The following is a 15,990-nucleotide window of genomic DNA, read 5'->3' on the forward strand; positions in this document are numbered from 1 at the left end:
TTTTACCCTCAGCTTTCGGTAGTAGCATGACACCCCCAGGAGGCTTCCCCATGCGATCACTGACCGAGCACGACATCCGTGAGTCCTTCGTGAACTGTTCGAAGGGCGAGGCGAAGCGGGTGGCCGTGCCGCACGACCTCGACGAACGCCCCTGGGACGATCTGGACTTCTTCGGCTGGCGAGATCCGGGGGCGCCCGACCGGACCTATCTGATCAGCGAGCGACAGGGGCGGCTCGTCGGTCTGTCGATGCGTCTGACGTCCGCGCACCGGGGCTTTCTGCACCGCAGCATGTGTTCGCTGTGCCTGACCACGCATCCGGGCGGCGGGGTCTCGCTCATGACCGCCCGCAAGGCCGGCACGGCGGGCCGCGAGGGCAACTCGGTCGGTCTGTACATCTGCACCGACCTGGCCTGTTCGCTGTACGTCCGCGGCAAGAAGGTCCCCAAAAGCACCCTGCGGATCGAGGAGAGCCTCACCGTGGAGGAGCAGATCGCCCGGGCCACGGGCAATCTGTCCGCCTTCCTCGACAAGCTGCACAGCTGACTCAGTCCATGGCGAGCACGATCTTGCCCCGGTTCTCGCGCCGCTCCAGCTGCTCGTGGGCGGCGCGCGCCTCGGCGAGCGGCAGCACGGTCTCCACCGGTACCCGATAGGCGCCCGCGGCGACCCGTTCGGCCAGTTCGCGCAGGTCAGCGCGGGGGTCGTAGCCGTGCCGCTGGCGGTTGGTGAGCTGGAAGCCGAGGATCGAGGCGTTCTTGGGATAGAAGTCGCGGGTGTCGACGGTGCTGGGGGCCAGGGCGACGTTGGCGAGCGCGACGACGCGGCCGCCGTGCCCCACCTGGCGCAGGCTCCGCCCGAACGCGGCGCCGCCGACGGTGTCGAGGACGACCTCGGCGCCGCGTCCCTCGGTCAGCCGCAGCACCTCCTCGACCTCCGCCTCGTCGGGGTACGCGGAGGTGTCGACGGTCACCTGGGCACCGAACTCCCCCGCCCAGGCGGCCTTCTCCGCGGATCCGGCGAGCGCGATGACGCGGGCCCCCGTCTCGGCGGCGATCTGGACGGCCGCGGTGCCGACCCCGCTGGCGGCGGCCTTGACCACCACGGTGTCCTCCTTGCCGACCCGGGCCAGGTGCCGTACGCAGTACCAGGCGGAGAGCCAGGCGATGGGCAGGGTCGCCGCCTCGGTCCACGCCACCCCGTCGGGGAGAGCCGCCACCTGGGTGACCGGCACGGCCGCCGACTCGGCGTAGAAGCCGGGTGACTTCACGCCGTCCAGCGCCAACACCCGTTGCCCGACCGCGAATTCGGTCACGCCCTCCCCCAGCGCGGTGACGACACCGGCCGCCTCCGCGCCCGGGATCAGCGGGGGCCGTCCGGCCCGGTGGTAGACGCCGGCCCGCAGCAGGGCGTCCGCGCGGTTCACACCGGCCGCCGCGATCCGTATCAGCACCTCCCCCGGTCCCGCCACCGGATCCGGCACCTCGGTCGCCACCAGTACCTCGGGTCCGCCGAACTCGTCGATCCGCACCGCACGCATGTCCCGCCCGCTCTCCGTCGTGACTGACACCACTTGAACAGGTGTCACCCTGCGACACCGGTTCAAGTAGTGTCAAGCCTGTGGCCCGGGCGGGTAGGCTCACCTCCATGACCAGCACCGACCCCGAGCTCGCCTTCCCGTTCGTCGGCGGCCGCCCCTGTCTGGACTTCGTGGCCACGCTCGGCAAGCGGCACGCCACGCCCAAGGAGCGGCTGCCGGACACCGCCGCGCTGGCCCGCTGGCTCACGGAGGCGGAGCTGACCGTGGGCGAGGAGCCGGTCCGGGTCACCGCGCGGGATCTCGCCGACGCGCGCGTGCTTCGCGAGGCCCTCTATCGCGTGGTGCGGGCCGCGATGGCCGGGCGGGAGCCGGCGGCGGCCGATGTCGAGCTGGTCAATCAGGCGGCCGCCAAGCCGGACCTGGCACCCCAGTTGGGCGAGGTGCGCTGGGCGGCCCGGCAGCCGTCCCGGGCCGCGCTGGCGACGGTGGCGCGGGACGCCGTACTGCTGACGGGCGGGCCCCTGCGGGAGCGGGTCAAGGAGTGCGAGAACCCGGACTGTTCGCTGCTGTTCCTGGACGACTCCCAGGCCCGGCGCCGCCGTTGGTGCTCGATGGACCGCTGCGGCAACCTCGCGAAGGTCGCCGGTTACCGCTCCCGCAGCCGGGCCGCGTCGACCCGGGCGGGCAGCGTCCACTGATCCCCCGGTGCGCGGACGGCCGGTGCCCTCGCCGTCACGCGGTGCGCGACACCCCTTGCCGCCACTGCGGATCACGGCCGAGGAAGGCGAGCAGCGCCTCGGCCCGGCCGGAGCCGTCCGGTATCTCGATCGCGGGTGCGAACACCCGGTAGGAGTCCCGGAGGTGGTCCACGAGCTGCTCCGCGAGCGGCCAGATCCCTTCGGCCAGTTCCTCGGTGAGCGGCCGGTCCTGTCCGGTCGCCACCGCGATGTCCCAGGCGTGCACGGCCGCGTCCATCGCGGCCGCGGCGGCGGCCGCCGGCAACGGCATGGGCCCGAGCGGCGTCGGCACCTCGGCCGCGTCCACGGGCAGACCGGCGTACGCGTCCGCGACCATGCGCAGCACTTCGTCCAGCTCCGCCGAAGGGTCCGCGGCGAGCGCGTCGGCCGGAGCGAACGGGTCGGAGTCCGGGCGGCCGCCGGTGATCGCGAGGCCGTAGCCCTGCTGGTCGATGCGTGCGTGGTTGAGGACCTGCCGGGCCGTCCACTCGGAGCACGGCGTCGGCGCTCCCCATGCCGCCGCCGGGACCGCCGCCACCACCTCGCGCAAGTAGCCGTGCGCCGCCGTGAGAACCTCGAGCCCCCGGGTGTCCGCCATCACTGCTCTCCCCTCTTGCCGTCGACGGGTTTGTGCTAACAATCTAGGCGTCGTTGCGGACAGTTACGGTCCGCAATGGTTGAACGCGATCGACTGTGGAAGAGGGACAGCCTGAGGATGCGAGATGTACGTGAGTGGACGGCGTCCCTCGTGCGCTTCGTGAAGCGCCGACGGGACCCGGTGATCGTTCAGACGCTGCGGTCGGCGGCCGCGGCGACGATCGCCTACGTCATCGCGCTCCGGCTCAGTCCCGAGGCGGCCCCGCTCACCGCGCCCCTGACCGCGCTGCTGGTCGTCCAGGTCACCCTCTACGCCACGCTCACCAACGGCATCCGCCGGGTGAACGCCGTGGTGGCCGGCGTCCTCGTCGCCATCGCCTTCAGCCTGCTGGTCGGGCTCACCTGGTGGAGCCTGGCGCTGCTGATCCTGGCCTCGCTGGGGGTGGGGCATCTGGTCAGAGTCGACGAGTACGTCCCCGAGGTGGCCATCAGCGCGATGCTGGTCCTCGGGGTCACCACCGTCGGGGACACCGCCTGGGCGCGGGTCCTTGAGACGCTCATCGGCGCGGTCGTCGGCCTCGGCTTCAACCTGCTGCTGGCGCCGCCGGTGTGGGTGGACGAGGCCGGCGAGTCGATCGAGGGACTGGCCCGCCGGGTACGCCAGTTGATGCTGAGCATGGGCGAGGAGGCCGCGGGCCGCACCCCCGTCGAGCACGCCACCGAGCGGCTGTACGAGGCACGCCGTCTCGACCACGACATCGTCGAGGTGGACGCGGCCCTGAAGCAGGCCGAGGACAGTCTGCGGCTCAACCCGCGCGTGCGTGAGGGGCTGTTGCACCGGGTGGTGCTGCGGACCGGTCTGGACACGCTGGAGATCTGCACGGTCGTGCTGCGGGTGCTCGCGCGCACCCTGGCCGACCTCGCCAAGGAGCGTGAGTCCGAGCGGCTGTTCGCACGGCAGGCGGGTGCCGCCGTGGAGCAGTTGCTGTCGGAGATCGCCGACGCGGTGGTGAGCTTCGCGGTGCTGGTCACCACCGACGTCAGCCGTAGCGCCGAGTCGGCGGAGGAGCGGCTCGCCTCCCAGCTCCGGCACGCCGCGGCCACCCGCGACAAGCTCGCCCAGCTGCTCCTGGAGGAGGTCCAGCGCGACGCCCGCCAGTGGCAGCTGCACGGCGCCGTGCTGACCGAGGTGAACCGCATCCTCGACGAGCTCGACACCGAGCACCGCTCGCGCCGGCTCCTGGAGGAGCTGGACCGCACCTCCCGGGAGCAGCGCGAACGCATGCCGCGGCTGACCCGGTTCCAGGAGCTGCTGCGCAGGAACCGTCCCGCCCTCGCGCGTCGCTCCAGGTGACACGACCGCCTCTCGGACCCCCCGACGACCGCCGGCGCCGTTTGCGTGTGCGGGGTGGTCCGCGTCAAGGTGGTGACGGCCGAGGCAACCGACCACCCGAGGTGTGTGCATGGGCAGGGGCGACTGGAGCAGGCGCCGATTCGTCGGCGCCCTCGCGGGAACGGCGGCCGCGGCGGCGGGCTGCGGCGACGCGCCCGGCCCGACGGCTCCGGCGCCCTCGGCGGCCCCGTCGAGCCCGTCGACCCCGGCCGTCCGGGCTCCGGAGGCCGGCACCCCGGGTGCGACCCCGACCTCCACCCCGAGCGGCCCTCACCCCCTCTACCTCGGCACCTACACCTCCGCCGAGGGCGGCGGCACCGGCATCGGCTTCGCCACCTACGACCCGGCGACCGGCGAGGTGACCGGCGGCAGGACTCTCGAGGGCGTCGCCGACCCCTCGTACCTCGCTTTGCATCCGAACGGCGACACGCTGTACGCGGTCAACGAGCGGGAGAAGGGCGCCGTGACCGCCGTACGGCTCGCCGACCGCGAGGTGCTGGGCAGTCGGGCCACCGGCGGCGGCGCGCCCTGTCATCTGTCGGTGCATCCGGGCGGGCGCTGGCTGCTGAGCGCCAACTACGGCTCGGGCAGCGTGGCCGTGCATCCGATCGAGGCCTCGGGGGCGATCGGCGAACGCGCCGACCTCGTCACCCACTCCGCACCCCCGCCGGGACCGGGGCAGGAGGGTCCGCACGCCCACCAGGTCGTCACCAGTCCCGACGGCGGCCATGTGCTCGCCGTCGACCTGGGCACGGACACCGTCTACACCTACCGGCTCGACGAGCGGACGGGGAAGCTCACCGAGGTCGCGCGGGCGCGGACCCGGCCGGGCGCCGGACCGCGCCATCTGACCTTCCACCCCGGCGGCCGGTTCGCCTATCTGGCCAACGAGGTCGACAACACGGTCGCCGTCTGCGCCTACGACGTGGAGACCGGCCGTCTGACCGTGGGCGAGGCACAGTCCACGGGCACGGGGTCGGGCACCAGTTACCCGGCGCAGCTCCTGGTGACGTCGAACGGCTCGTACGCCTATCTCGCCAACCGGGGCCACAACAGCCTCACGCGCTATGCGATCGAGGCGGACGGCGCCCGGCTCAGGCTGCTCGACACCGTGCCCGTGGGCGGGGACTTCCCGCGTCAGATCGCCTTCTCGCCGGACGGGACGCTGCTGTTCGCGGCGAACCAGCGCTCCAGCACGGTGAGCGTGTTCCGGGTGAACTCGGCGAGCGGTGAACTACGGCTCGCGGGCGAGCCGTTCGCGTCACCCGTCGCCGTCTGTGCGCTGCCGCTGTAGGGCGCGCGGGCAGGACGCGGCGCTCGCCTGGGTGAGCAAAACGTGCATCCGCTCGGTGAGCTGCCCCACGTCGTCGGCCGGCCGGTGGAAGGGCAGGCGTACGTCGCCGTGGGCGCGGTTGCGCTCGATCCGTAGGGTCAGTCCGTGCCGGTCGACGGCGATCGGCTGGACCTTCACCGCGCCGTGCAGACTGTCGGACTCCACGAGCCGGGTGAGCCGCTCGACGGCGTCGGAGTGGCAGTCGGCGAGGTGCGTCAGCAGCCGTGCCTCGGCGGTGGCCAGCGGGTCGGGTACGGCGGCGGCGTACTCGTCGAGGTCGATGACCACGGCGCCGGACGGCTGGCGCAGCACCACGCGCGTCGCCTGGAACGCCAGCTTGCCGTCCTCGGGGACGAACCAGCCGGCGAGCCAGAGCCGGGCGCGGATACGGTTGCGCACGGGGACGGGCGAGACGTCCGCGAACTCCACCACGGCGGACGGCTCGCCACGGGGCGCGCAGATCGCGGCCGCGAGCAGGGCGCTGTCCTCCGGCACGTCCAGCAGCAGTCGGCCGTCGTCGGTCACGGCGTGCGCGCCGACGAACTCCTCGCGCCCGCCGTCCGCGGTCACCGTGCAGGACCACGCGGTGGCGAGCACCGAGCGCGCCCGCTCCGCCGCGGCAGGCGCCGCCGCCCAGCCTTGGCTGTCAACCGTCCCAGCACCCATCCCAGAACCTCCTTAGGTAAGCCTTGCCTAACCTATCCGAGATCGGGGTGTACGCCAACCAGCGCCCTCATCCTTTACGGTCCCTTTTCGGCGCACGGGGGCGCGCTCAGGGGGCAATGGCTCCCAAAAGGGCCCGGGCGCACAGGTCCCGCACCTGCTCCCGGGAGAGTTCGGAGCCCCGCAGCCACTCCAGACAGACGGCGGTGGTGAAGGCCAGCCAGCCGCGCACGGCCAGCTCGATGTCGGGCCGCGCCCCGAGGGCCGCGCCGAACTCGGGGTCCGCGGTGAGCGCCGCGAGGATCTGCCGCTCCTGTGCGGCGAGCGAGCGCTGGTAGACCTTGCGCACGGCCTGGTCCCCCGCCGCGTCGGCCCGGTGGAAGGCGCGGAAACCGTGCGCGTGGGCCTCGACGTACTCCAGGAACGTGTCGAGCCCGGCGGCCAGCTGCTCGCGCACCGGGACACCGGGGACGGCCTCGGTCATCCGCAGCATCCGGGCGCTCTCACGCTCGACGACCGCCGCGAAGAAGTCCCGCTTGGTCGGGAAGTAGTGGTAGAGCAGCCCGCGCGAGACCCCGGCGATCTCGGCGACGCGCTCGATCCACACGTCGTCGTACGGGCTCTCCGAGAACAGCCTGGCGCCGACGGCGAGGAGCTGCTCACGGCGCTCCTCGGTGCTGAGCCGACGGCGAGCGCGTTCACCCTGCTTGGCGGCCATGTCAGCACTTTACTTGACGCCGGTTCAACAACGGGATCACACTGAACCACGCTATTGAACCCACGTACAACACGCGTAATCCGCAGGTGGAGCAAGGGAGATGGCGTCATGGCGGACACAACGGCCGATACCGGGCTGCCGAAGGGGTTCCGCAGCGCCGAACAGGGCTGGCCCGAGCTGCACCGCATCCCGCATCCGCCGCACCGGCTCCCGCTCCTGGGCGATGTGCTCGGGGCCAACAGGGCCACCCCGCTCCAGGACTCGCTCAAGTACGCCCGCATGCTGGGGCCGATCTACCGGCGCAAGGCCTTCAACCGGGAGTTCGTGTTCGTGTGGGGCGGGGAGCTGGCCGCCGACCTCGCCGACGAGACGCGCTTCGCCAAGCACGTCGGGCTCGGCGTCGCCAACCTGCGGCCGGTCGCCGGGGACGGGCTCTTCACGGCGTACAACCACGAGCCGAACTGGCAGCTGGCGCACGACGTGCTGGCACCGGGCTTCAGCCGTGAGGCCATGGAGGGCTACCACCCGATGATGCTGGCCGTGGCCGAGCGGCTCACGGACCACTGGGACCGGGAGCTCACGGCGGGCCGCGCGGTGGACGTGCCCGGCGACATGACCAAGCTGACGCTGGAGACGATCGCGCGCACCGGGTTCGGGCACGACTTCGGTTCCTTCGAGCGGGACCGGCCGCATCCGTTCATCACCGCGATGGTGGGCACGCTCACCTACGCGCAGCGGCTCAACAGCGTGCCCTGGCCAGGGCTGTTGCGGAAGGCGGCGCGGCACAACGAGGCCGACATCGGGTATCTGAACCGGACCGTCGACGAACTGATCCGGGTCCGGCGCACGGGGAGCGGGGACGGCGACCTCCTCGACCGGATGCTTCAGACGTCCCACCCCGAGACCGGCGAACGGCTTTCCGCCGAGAACGTCCGCCGCCAGGTCATCACCTTCCTGGTGGCCGGCCACGAGACGACGTCGGGTGCGCTCTCGTTCGCCCTGCACTACCTCTCCCGGCACCCGGACGTCGCGGCACGCGCGCGTGCCGAGGTGGACCGGGTCTGGGGCGACGCGGCGGTCCCGGGGTACGACCAGGTCGCCAAGCTGCGCTATGTGCGCCGGGTGCTGGACGAGTCGCTGCGGCTGTGGCCGACGGCGCCCGCCTTCGCCCGGGAGGCCGTCGAGGACACGCTGCTGGCCGGGGACCATCCGATGCGGCGTGGCGCGTGGACCCTTGTCCTCACCCCGATGCTGCACCGCGATCCCGAGGTGTGGGGCGCCGACGCCGAGCGCTTCGACCCCGACCGCTTCGACCCGAAGGCGGTACGCACCCGTGCCCCGCACACCTTCAAGCCGTTCGGGACGGGCGCCCGGGCCTGCATCGGCCGGCAGTTCGCCCTGCACGAGGCCACCCTGGTCCTCGGCCTGCTCCTGCGCCGCTACGAGCTCCGGGCCGACCCCGCCTACCGGCTCCGGGTGACCGAGCGGCTGACGCTGATGCCGGAGGGGCTGCGGCTGCACCTGGAGCGACGGAGCGTGCCCGCGCCGGTGGCGTCGGCGGCGGAGGCCGAAGAGGCGGTAGTACCGGAGTCACGGTGTCCTGTGCGTGGGGGCGGTGACTGAGGAGGCACCGGCGCTCCCGGGCCCTCAGGTCGTCCAGTGGCCCGGGCGGGTGACCGAATCGGTCAGTCTCGTGCCCGCGCTGCCCCTGGCCGCGTTCAGCTGCGGCTGGGTGAGGAAGAAGGCGCCGGTCAGATCGGCGTCGGTGAGGTCGGTGTCGCGCAGGTCGGCACCGATCAGGTCCGCGCCCCGCAGGTCGGCACCGGTGAGGTCGGCGGCGATCAGGTAGGCCCCGCGGAGGTTGGCACCGCGCAGGTCGGCGCCCTTGAGACGGGCGCCCATCAGGTCGGCGCCCCGACGGTCCTTCTTCTTGCCGCGGGTGCCCGCCCGGACCAGTTCGCTGGTCCTGAGCAGCAGGACGTTGACCTCCTGACGGTGCCCGGCGACGTCCAACCCGCGCAGCTCCTTCGGGGTGCGGCGCGTGAGTTCCTCGGTCCGCTCCAGCATCCCGCGCAGGTCGGGGTGGATCGGGCGGGCCGGGGGCAGGGTGAGGGCCTCGGTGAGGTACCAGAGCAGCTCGTGCAGTTGCCGGACGACCGGGAACACGTCGAACATCTCGCGGGCCCGCTCACGGGAGCCGCCTCGCCAGTCCTGGCCGCCGAACGTGACCTGCGAGACCTTCTGGCCGGCCCCGAAGCAGTCGTAGACCGTGCAGCCGCTGTAGCCCTGCTGCCGCAGCCGGGCGTGGATGCCGCAGCGGTGGTCGTCCTGGAGGTTGGCGCAGGGGGTGCCGGCCGACTTGTCGCGTGCGAAGTCCGCCGAGGCCGTGAAGGGCAGGGCGACACAGCACAGCCCGAAGCAGTTCGCGCAGTCGCCGCGCAGATCGGCGGCACCGACTATGTGATCTTGCATGGATTCCAGCATACGGAACCGAGCTCACCGATGAATTTCCTGCGATGTGGGGGTCTCCACATACAAGAGAAAACAAACTCGGCTACCACTGAGGTGCAGCCGATGAAAGCAGGAGCAGGACCGCGTCGAGGAGACATCATGTGCAGCCACCAGCCCGCGTGCCCCACCGCCGACAGCACGGACCACCACGCCGCGATCATCGTGTCGTCCCACCCCGAACAGGGCTGGCACCTGCTGTGCAACGGGACCATCGTTTTCGACGACACCGGTGAACTCCTCCCGGACGGCCGGACGGTGAGCCCCCACCGGACGCTCGGCCCGCTGGTCGTCGCCGCCTGACCGAACCGTCCGGCAGTCGCTCCGCCTCGTAAGTCCCCCTACCGGCCGAAGAGTTCGAAGGCCACGGCCGGCTTCCCACCGAACCGCTCCCCCGTCGCGGTGGCGTTGGCGCTCAGGAAGTCACGGGCGTACGTCTCCGGTTCCTCGTCGGTCAACGCCTCGATGTAGGTGCGGTGTTCGAGCAGTGAGCGCACCGCGCGCTCCAGTCCGGCCGACGCGTCCGATGCGTGGGTGGGGGTGCTGGAGCCCGCGACGGCGACCCAGCGGACGCCGTTCCAGGGTTCCAGGCCCTGTTCCACCAGTTCCGGGAAGATCCAGCGGTTGCCGGCGTCGGCGGCCGCGTCCAGGGTCGCCCGGCCCACCGCCACATGGTCCGGGGTGTTCCAGGCGACGCCGCCCCAGGTGTCGCGGTGGTTGAGGGTGATGACCAGTTCCGGGCGGTGGCGGCGGATCGCGGCGGCGATGTCGCGGCGCAGGTCGATGCCGTACTCGATGACACCGTCGGCGTGGTCGAGGAACTCCACCGCCGACACCCCCACCACCGCCGCGCTGGCCCGCTGCTCCCGCTCGCGCAGCGGACCGCACTTGGCGGGTTCGAGAGTGTCGATCCCGGCCTCCCCGCGGGTCGCGAGGACATAGGCGACCTCCCGACCGGCGTCGGTCCAGGCGGCGATCGCCGCCGAGCAGCCGTACTCCAGGTCGTCCGGGTGGGCCACGACGGCGAGGGCGCGCTGCCAGTCCTCGGGCATGGGCCGAAGTTGATTGGTCGTCACATCGGTCATGCCCGCAGAGTAGCCCGCGCCACCGACACTCACGCCTCGTCGCGGGTGAGGGCCAGCAGCCGGTCCAGGACGCGTGGGCCGCCGGCCCGGACGCCGTCGTGCTCGAACTCGTCCGTGACCCAGGTGCGCAGGCCCCGGACGGCACGGGCGGTCTGGAGGGAGTGCGTGGTGTCGACGTACATGTCGTCGTGGTAGACGGCGGCGGCGACCGGCACCTCGTTGGCGGCGAGGCGGGCGGTGTCGTAGAGCGGGGTCCAGTCGGTGCGGGCGGCGAGGAGGTCGGCGGTCTCGCGGAGCGGGCACAGGGCCGGGTCGGTCTCGAACATCCAGGGGTGGATGGACTCGCCGGTGAACAGCAGCGGTCCGTCGCCCGCGAGCGTCTTGGCGGCGTCGTACTGGGGGAACTCGGCGCGGACCCGCTCCGCCGACCAGGCCGTCGGTCGCTCGTCCTGACCGTAGATCGCCTCGTGGACCAGGGCGTAGAGGGGGTGGCCCGCGTACGACAGGAGGTGCTGGACCTCTTCCTGGAACGCGTCGGACAGGGCCGTGCCGTGCGGGGTGCGGACGAAGGCCTCCTCCAGGAGGAAGTGCAGCCGGTGACTGCCCTCGCCGCCGCCGAGGACGATGCCGAGGGACTGGAAGGCCTCCACGGTCAGGCGGTAGCCGTTGGGCAGGACGACCTCCTGGTTCAGGAGGTGCTCGGCGATCCGGCGGGCCCGCTCCACGTCCTGCGGGTAGCGGGCGTAGTGCGCGGCGACCTTGCGCTCGATGCGCGGGTAGGCGGCGCGGTAGACGTCGTCGGCGTGGGCGTCGAGCGAGGGAAGGCCGCCGGTGATCACGGCGGCGCTGAGGCCCTCGGGGGCGGTGGAGAGATAGGTGACCGCGCAGAAGCCGCCGAAGCTCTGGCCGAGGACGGTCCAGGGGGCGCCGCCGGTGACCTCGGGGCGGATCGTCTCGCAGTCCTTGACGATCGAGTCGGCGCGGAAGCGGGTGAGGTAGTCGGCCTGCTCGGCGGGGCCGCCGCGCAGCGGGAGCGTCTGCCGGTTGGCGGGGGTGGAGTGGCCGGTGCCGCGCTGGTCCAGGAGCAGGACGCGGTACTCCTTCAAGGCGCGGCCCAGCCAGGCGGGCTTGCCCACGAAGCGGTTCGCGCCGAAGCCGGGGCCGCCCTGGAGGTAGACCAGCCAGGGCAGGTTCTGCCGCACCTTGTCGCCGGCGACCACCTCACGGGCGTAGAGCTCGATCGTCTCCCCGGTGGGGTCGTCGTGGTCGAGGGGCACGGTGAAGCGGCGGTCGGTGAGGACGACGCCGGGCTGGCGGTAGGTCGCGGTCAACTGGGCTCCCGGGACGGACGGAATCTTCGAGACGCGTCCCAGTTCAGCACATGTCCGTCCGATATCCGATCCCCGGGATCATGAAATCGTACTGAATGGTGGATCAGCGGGCGGAGAGACTCGAGCGGCGTACGACCAGTTCCGGCTGGAGCACGACCCGGCGGTGTTCGTGCCGGCGCGGCGCGGTCTCCGCCTCGGTCTCCTCCAGCAGCAGCTCGGCGGCGAGGGCGCCCATGGTGACGGCGGGCTGGCGGACCGAGGTGAGCGGGACGGCCGCGGCGGCGGCGAACTCGATGTCGTCGTAGCCGACGATGGCGAGGTCGTCGGGAACGTTTATGCCGGCCGCGTACATGGCCTGAAGGACGCCGAGGGCGAGCAGGTCGTTGGCGCAGAAGACCGCGGTGGGGCGGTCGGCGAGCCCGAGGAGGCGGGCGCCGGCGTCACGGCCCGCGGCGACGTCGAGGCGCTCGGTGGGCAGCTCGCGCAGCACTCCGGGGGCGAGGCCGGCCTCGGCGAGCGCGTTGAGGGCGCCGGTACGGCGGTCGCGGACCTGGTTGAAGCCGGGCGGGCCGCTGACGTAGGCGATGTTGCGGTGTCCGGCGTCGATGAGGTGGCGCACGGCCAGCGCGCCGCCGGCGACGTCGTCGACGGAGACCGAGCACTCCTTGGTGCCCTCGGCGACGCGGTCGACGAGTACGAAGGGGATGCCGTGCCGGCGGAAGGTCTCGATGTTGCGGCCGGTGGCGTCGGCGGGGGTGAGCAGCACGCCCCGGACCCGCTGCTCGGCGAAGAGCGAGAGGTACTCGGCCTCCTCGCCGGGGCTCTGCGCGCTGTTGCAGACCATCACGCCGAGTCCGGCGTCCCGGGCGGCCCGCTCGGCGCCGCGCGCGACGTCGACGAAGAACGGGTTGCCCATGTCCAGGACGAGCAGCCCCATGATCCGGCTGCGGCCCGCGCGGAGCTGACGCGCGGACTCGCTGCGGACATAGCCGAGCCGGTCGATCGCGGACTGCACCCGCGCGCGGGTCTCGGTGGCGACGGAGTCCGGACGGTTGATGACGTTCGAGACCGTGCCCACGGAGACTCCGGCGGCACGGGCGACGTCCTTGATACCCACCGACTGGGCCATCAGGCAGAGACCTCCAGGGAAATGACGGGCGGCGGGCAGGATTTCACATTACCGGCACGCCGCCCATCTGCTGCTTCGGTCAGGCGGGAAGAGCGAAGTCCACCACGTGCAGCGCCGAGGGCGTGGTGCCGGTGGACTTCTCCTGGTACATGAAGGACAGGACGTTGTCGGCCTTGATCCGCATCTCGTCGATCACGACCTCGCCGAAGGCGTTGAGGCCGCTGCCGTCGAAGAGGATCTTCCAGTCGGTGTATCCGGAGGCCGCGGAGGCTGCGGCGATCCGGCCGAACGGGAAGATCGCGTAGGCGTTGTTGTACTTGTCCAGGACCAGTTTGGTGCGCTGGCTGGAGCCCAGCACCACCGGTATCTCGGTCTTCTGCCAGGTGCCGGAGGCGTTCTTGCGGAGGTGGAAGGCGCGGCCGTTCGCGGTGCGGTCGGAGACGTAGTTGGTGGTGCACTGACCGAAACGGCCGGGCACGTAGCTGATGATCGCGTGCGGTCGGCCGGCGGAGTCGGTGGCCTGACTCTCCTGGTTCATCAGGGAGTGGTCCGGGTTGAGCGCGTCGACGACGAGGCCGGAGTCGGTGACGGCGACCTTGTCGGAGCCGCCGGTGGTGCCGACGGCGGTGCCGGCGTTGTTGCGCCAGGTGCGGCCGCGGTCGTCGGAGTAGACGTAGCCGGTGTCGTGGTTGGTGATGCCGCCGCTGGAGCACATCACGGCGCCGTTCTGCTCACGCCAGGTGAAGAAGGAGTGCAGCCGGCCGTTGACGTCGTAGTCGATGCCGTGCAGATACATGTTGCGGGCCGTCGAGGAGCCGTGCTCGCTGGTGTAGGTGCCGGTGGAGCTGGACCACTCGCCGAGGTTGGTCCAGGTGGAACCGTCGTACTCCGCGAGGGCGTTGCGGCCGTTGCCGGAGATGGCGACCCGGTAGCTGAGCTGGAGCTTGCCCTCGGGCGTGGAGATGAACTGGGGGTAGGTGAACTGCGAGGTCAGGGCCAGGCCGTCCAGCGTGGACTGGGGGGCGCCGAACCGGGCCGCGGTCCAGCTCAGGCCCGCGGGGTTGTCCATGAGCCCGGCGACCGACTTGACGTAGGTGAAGCCGTCGCTGTGCGAGTCCATGTTGAGGTGCAGTCGGCCGTCGACCTTGGAGACGCCCATGGAGATGACGTTGTGGGAGTCGCTGGCCTTGAGGGTGTGGCCGACCTGGACGGTGGACCAGGTGCTGCCGCCGAGGACCCGGCGTCCGACGACGGCGTTCTTGTCGGCGGTGTACCAGACGGCGTACTGGTAGCCCTTGTAGGTCAACAGGCCGTTCTTCTGGAAGGAGTTGTTGTTGACCAGTCCGTCGTAGGACACGAAGAACACGGCCTGGCTGTCGAGCGTGGTCGTGCCCGTCCTGGTGACCGAGGGGCCGGGGTCGGCGGCACGGGCGGTGCCGGAGGCGAAGGCGGGGGTCACCACGGCACCGGCGAGGGCGGCGCCGAGCAGAGTACGTCTCTTCATGGGTGCGGCTCCTGATGGGGATGTCAGGCGAGGTGGAACACTTCGGTGAGCGGTTTCATGGCCTCGTCGGGGCGGGCGCCGTCCAGCGACTCGAAGAACGGCGCCATCTCGGCCTGCCAACGGGCGTTGACCTCTGTGGCTTCCATACCGGCCTGCGCGGCTTCGAAATCCTCGGTCTCCAGGTAGCCGACGAGCAGGCCGTCGTCGCGCAGGAAGAGGGAGTAGTTGTGCCAGCCGGTGGCCGAGAGAGCGTCGAGCATCTCCGGCCACACGGCGGCGTGCCGTTCGCGGTACTCGGCGAGCTTGTCCTGACGGACCTTGAGCAGGAAACAGACGCGCTGCATGGAGTACCGCTCCTTCACGAGGGGATCAGAAGTTGAACTGGTCGATGTTCTTGGCGTCGAAGACGGTCGGCTTGCCGAGGTTGATCACGCCGTCCTTGCCGATGGTGTAGGTCGTGCCGCCGGCCTTGAAGGTCTCACCCTCCGCGCCGGTGATCTGGCCCGAGACCAGCGCCACGGCGGTCTGCGCGGCCAGCGCGCCGAGCTTGGACGGGTCCCACAGCTCGAACGCCTCGACGGTGCCGTTCTTGACGTACTTGCGCATGTCGTTGGGGGTGCCGAGGCCGGTCAGCTTGACCTTGCCCTTGTACTTGGAGCCCGACAGGTACTGGGCGGCCGCCTTGATGCCGACCGTGGTCGGGGAGATGATCCCCTTCAGGTTCGGGTACTCCTGGAGCAGGCCCTGGGTCTGCTGGAAGGACTGCTGGGCGTCGTCGTTGCCGTACGCGACCTTGACGAGCTTGATGTCCTTGTACTTGGGGTCCTTCAGCTCGTCCTTCATGAAGTCGATCCAGGTGTTCTGGTTCGTCGCCGTCTGCGCGGCGGACAGGATCGCGATCTCGCCCTTGTAGTCGATCTGCTCGGCGAGCAGCTGCACCTCGGTGCGGCCGAGGTCCTCGGCGGAGGCCTGCGAGACGAAGGCGTTACGGCAGTCCGGCTTGGTGTCGGAGTCGTAGGTGACGACCTTGATGTCGTTCTTCATGGCCTGCTTGGTCGCGGTGCACAGGGCGCCCGGGTCCTGCGCGGAGATGGCCATCGCGTCGACCTGCTGCTGGGTGAGCGTGTTGACGTAGCTCACCTGGCCGGCGGTGTCGGTGGCGTTGGACGGGCCGACCTCCTTGTAGCTGGAGCCCAGCTCCTTCAGGGCCGCCTCGCCGCCCTTGTCGGCGGAGGTGAAGTACGGGTTGTTGACCTGCTTGGGCAGGAAGCCGACGGTCAGGCCCTTCTTGGTGGCCGCGTTCGGGTCGGCCTTGGCGGTGGAGGCGGCGGAGGCGCCCTCGTTCTCCACGTCCTTCTTGGTGGTGCCACCACAGGCGGTGAGCGCCAGGGCGAGGGAGGTTCCGGCGGCGAGGGCCGCACAGGCACGGCGGAGCGATGTCTTGCGCATGGTG

Annotated in this window: 17 protein-coding genes; 6 read left to right on the forward strand and 11 right to left on the reverse strand. The window is 71.3% G+C overall.

Annotation, left to right across the window (positions count from 1 at the left end; genetic code table 11):
• Nucleotides 1–50: 50 nt before the first annotated feature.
• A complete protein-coding gene (locus tag ABKA17_RS06560) occupies nucleotides 51–545 on the forward strand; it encodes an FBP domain-containing protein (protein WP_353690907.1) in 495 nt (164 codons plus the stop codon).
• Between the two features lies 1 nt (nucleotide 546).
• Here the strand turns inward: ABKA17_RS06560 and ABKA17_RS06565 are convergent, their stop codons facing one another.
• Complete coding sequence (locus ABKA17_RS06565) at nucleotides 547–1,539, reverse strand: quinone oxidoreductase family protein (protein WP_353690908.1); 993 nt, start codon at nucleotides 1,537–1,539, stop codon at nucleotides 547–549.
• 107 nt (nucleotides 1,540–1,646) lie between these two features.
• Here ABKA17_RS06565 and ABKA17_RS06570 point away from each other — a divergent pair, with 107 nt between their 5' ends.
• A complete protein-coding gene (locus tag ABKA17_RS06570; protein WP_353690909.1) occupies nucleotides 1,647–2,237 on the forward strand; it encodes a CGNR zinc finger domain-containing protein in 591 nt (196 codons plus the stop codon).
• Nucleotides 2,238–2,271: 34 nt separating this feature from the next.
• Here ABKA17_RS06570 and ABKA17_RS06575 read toward each other — a convergent pair whose 3' ends face one another.
• Nucleotides 2,272–2,874 (reverse strand): TIGR03086 family metal-binding protein, encoded by a 603-nt coding sequence (locus tag ABKA17_RS06575; protein ID WP_353690910.1) that lies wholly within the window; start codon nucleotides 2,872–2,874, stop codon nucleotides 2,272–2,274.
• Between the two features lie 117 nt (nucleotides 2,875–2,991).
• Between ABKA17_RS06575 and ABKA17_RS06580 the strand changes: the two genes are divergently transcribed.
• Together ABKA17_RS06580 and ABKA17_RS06585 are read left to right on the forward strand one after the other, a co-directional pair.
• Nucleotides 2,992–4,227 carry an FUSC family protein gene (locus ABKA17_RS06580; RefSeq protein WP_353690911.1) on the forward strand — a complete coding sequence of 412 codons (1,236 nt, stop codon included), beginning with the start codon at nucleotides 2,992–2,994 and terminating at the stop codon, nucleotides 4,225–4,227.
• A gap of 109 nt (nucleotides 4,228–4,336) precedes the next feature.
• Entirely contained in the window at nucleotides 4,337–5,560 is a 1,224-nt protein-coding gene (locus ABKA17_RS06585) for a lactonase family protein (RefSeq protein WP_353690912.1), read from the forward strand.
• On the opposite strand, the gene ABKA17_RS06590 is transcribed toward ABKA17_RS06585, so the two are convergent.
• Together ABKA17_RS06590 and ABKA17_RS06595 are read right to left on the reverse strand one after the other, a co-directional pair.
• A complete protein-coding gene (locus ABKA17_RS06590) occupies nucleotides 5,528–6,265 on the reverse strand; it encodes a DUF2470 domain-containing protein (protein WP_353690913.1) in 738 nt (245 codons plus the stop codon). The two genes, ABKA17_RS06585 and ABKA17_RS06590, sit on opposite strands and share 33 nt — an antisense overlap.
• Before the next feature lie 106 nt (nucleotides 6,266–6,371).
• Nucleotides 6,372–6,980, reverse strand: coding sequence for a TetR/AcrR family transcriptional regulator (locus ABKA17_RS06595; protein ID WP_353690914.1), 609 nt, complete (start codon nucleotides 6,978–6,980; stop codon nucleotides 6,372–6,374).
• A gap of 108 nt (nucleotides 6,981–7,088) precedes the next feature.
• On the opposite strand from ABKA17_RS06595, the gene ABKA17_RS06600 reads away from it, so the two are divergent.
• Complete coding sequence (locus ABKA17_RS06600; RefSeq protein WP_353690915.1) at nucleotides 7,089–8,603, forward strand: cytochrome P450; 1,515 nt, start codon at nucleotides 7,089–7,091, stop codon at nucleotides 8,601–8,603.
• A gap of 24 nt (nucleotides 8,604–8,627) precedes the next feature.
• Here ABKA17_RS06600 and ABKA17_RS06605 read toward each other — a convergent pair whose 3' ends face one another.
• The gene (locus ABKA17_RS06605) at nucleotides 8,628–9,464 is read right to left on the reverse strand and encodes a pentapeptide repeat-containing protein (RefSeq protein ID WP_353690916.1); all 837 of its coding nucleotides are present in this window, start codon (nucleotides 9,462–9,464) and stop codon (nucleotides 8,628–8,630) included.
• Nucleotides 9,465–9,590: 126 nt separating this feature from the next.
• On the opposite strand from ABKA17_RS06605, the gene ABKA17_RS06610 reads away from it, so the two are divergent.
• Nucleotides 9,591–9,791 (forward strand): DUF5999 family protein, encoded by a 201-nt coding sequence (locus ABKA17_RS06610; protein ID WP_353690917.1) that lies wholly within the window; start codon nucleotides 9,591–9,593, stop codon nucleotides 9,789–9,791.
• Between the two features lie 38 nt (nucleotides 9,792–9,829).
• Here ABKA17_RS06610 and ABKA17_RS06615 read toward each other — a convergent pair whose 3' ends face one another.
• From ABKA17_RS06615 to rhaS, 6 genes are all read right to left on the reverse strand, one after another.
• On the reverse strand, nucleotides 9,830–10,573 hold the full coding sequence (locus ABKA17_RS06615) for a PIG-L deacetylase family protein (protein ID WP_353690918.1): 744 nt from the start codon (nucleotides 10,571–10,573) through the stop codon (nucleotides 9,830–9,832).
• Nucleotides 10,574–10,602: 29 nt separating this feature from the next.
• On the reverse strand, nucleotides 10,603–11,904 hold the full coding sequence (locus tag ABKA17_RS06620) for an alpha/beta fold hydrolase (RefSeq protein ID WP_353690919.1): 1,302 nt from the start codon (nucleotides 11,902–11,904) through the stop codon (nucleotides 10,603–10,605).
• Between the two features lie 103 nt (nucleotides 11,905–12,007).
• Complete coding sequence (locus ABKA17_RS06625; protein ID WP_353690920.1) at nucleotides 12,008–13,033, reverse strand: LacI family DNA-binding transcriptional regulator; 1,026 nt, start codon at nucleotides 13,031–13,033, stop codon at nucleotides 12,008–12,010.
• Nucleotides 13,034–13,112: 79 nt separating this feature from the next.
• On the reverse strand, nucleotides 13,113–14,537 hold the full coding sequence (locus ABKA17_RS06630) for a BNR repeat-containing protein (RefSeq protein WP_353690921.1): 1,425 nt from the start codon (nucleotides 14,535–14,537) through the stop codon (nucleotides 13,113–13,115).
• 23 nt (nucleotides 14,538–14,560) lie between these two features.
• Nucleotides 14,561–14,881, reverse strand: a complete 321-nt coding sequence (locus ABKA17_RS06635; protein WP_353690922.1) for an L-rhamnose mutarotase — start codon at nucleotides 14,879–14,881, stop codon at nucleotides 14,561–14,563.
• 25 nt (nucleotides 14,882–14,906) lie between these two features.
• The gene (gene rhaS / locus ABKA17_RS06640) at nucleotides 14,907–15,986 is read right to left on the reverse strand and encodes a rhamnose ABC transporter substrate-binding protein (RefSeq protein ID WP_353690923.1); all 1,080 of its coding nucleotides are present in this window, start codon (nucleotides 15,984–15,986) and stop codon (nucleotides 14,907–14,909) included.
• Nucleotides 15,987–15,990: the final 4 nt, after the last annotated feature.

The sequence above is a fragment of the Streptomyces sp. RG80 genome, assembly GCF_040446465.1.
GTDB lineage: Bacteria > Actinomycetota > Actinomycetes > Streptomycetales > Streptomycetaceae > Streptomyces.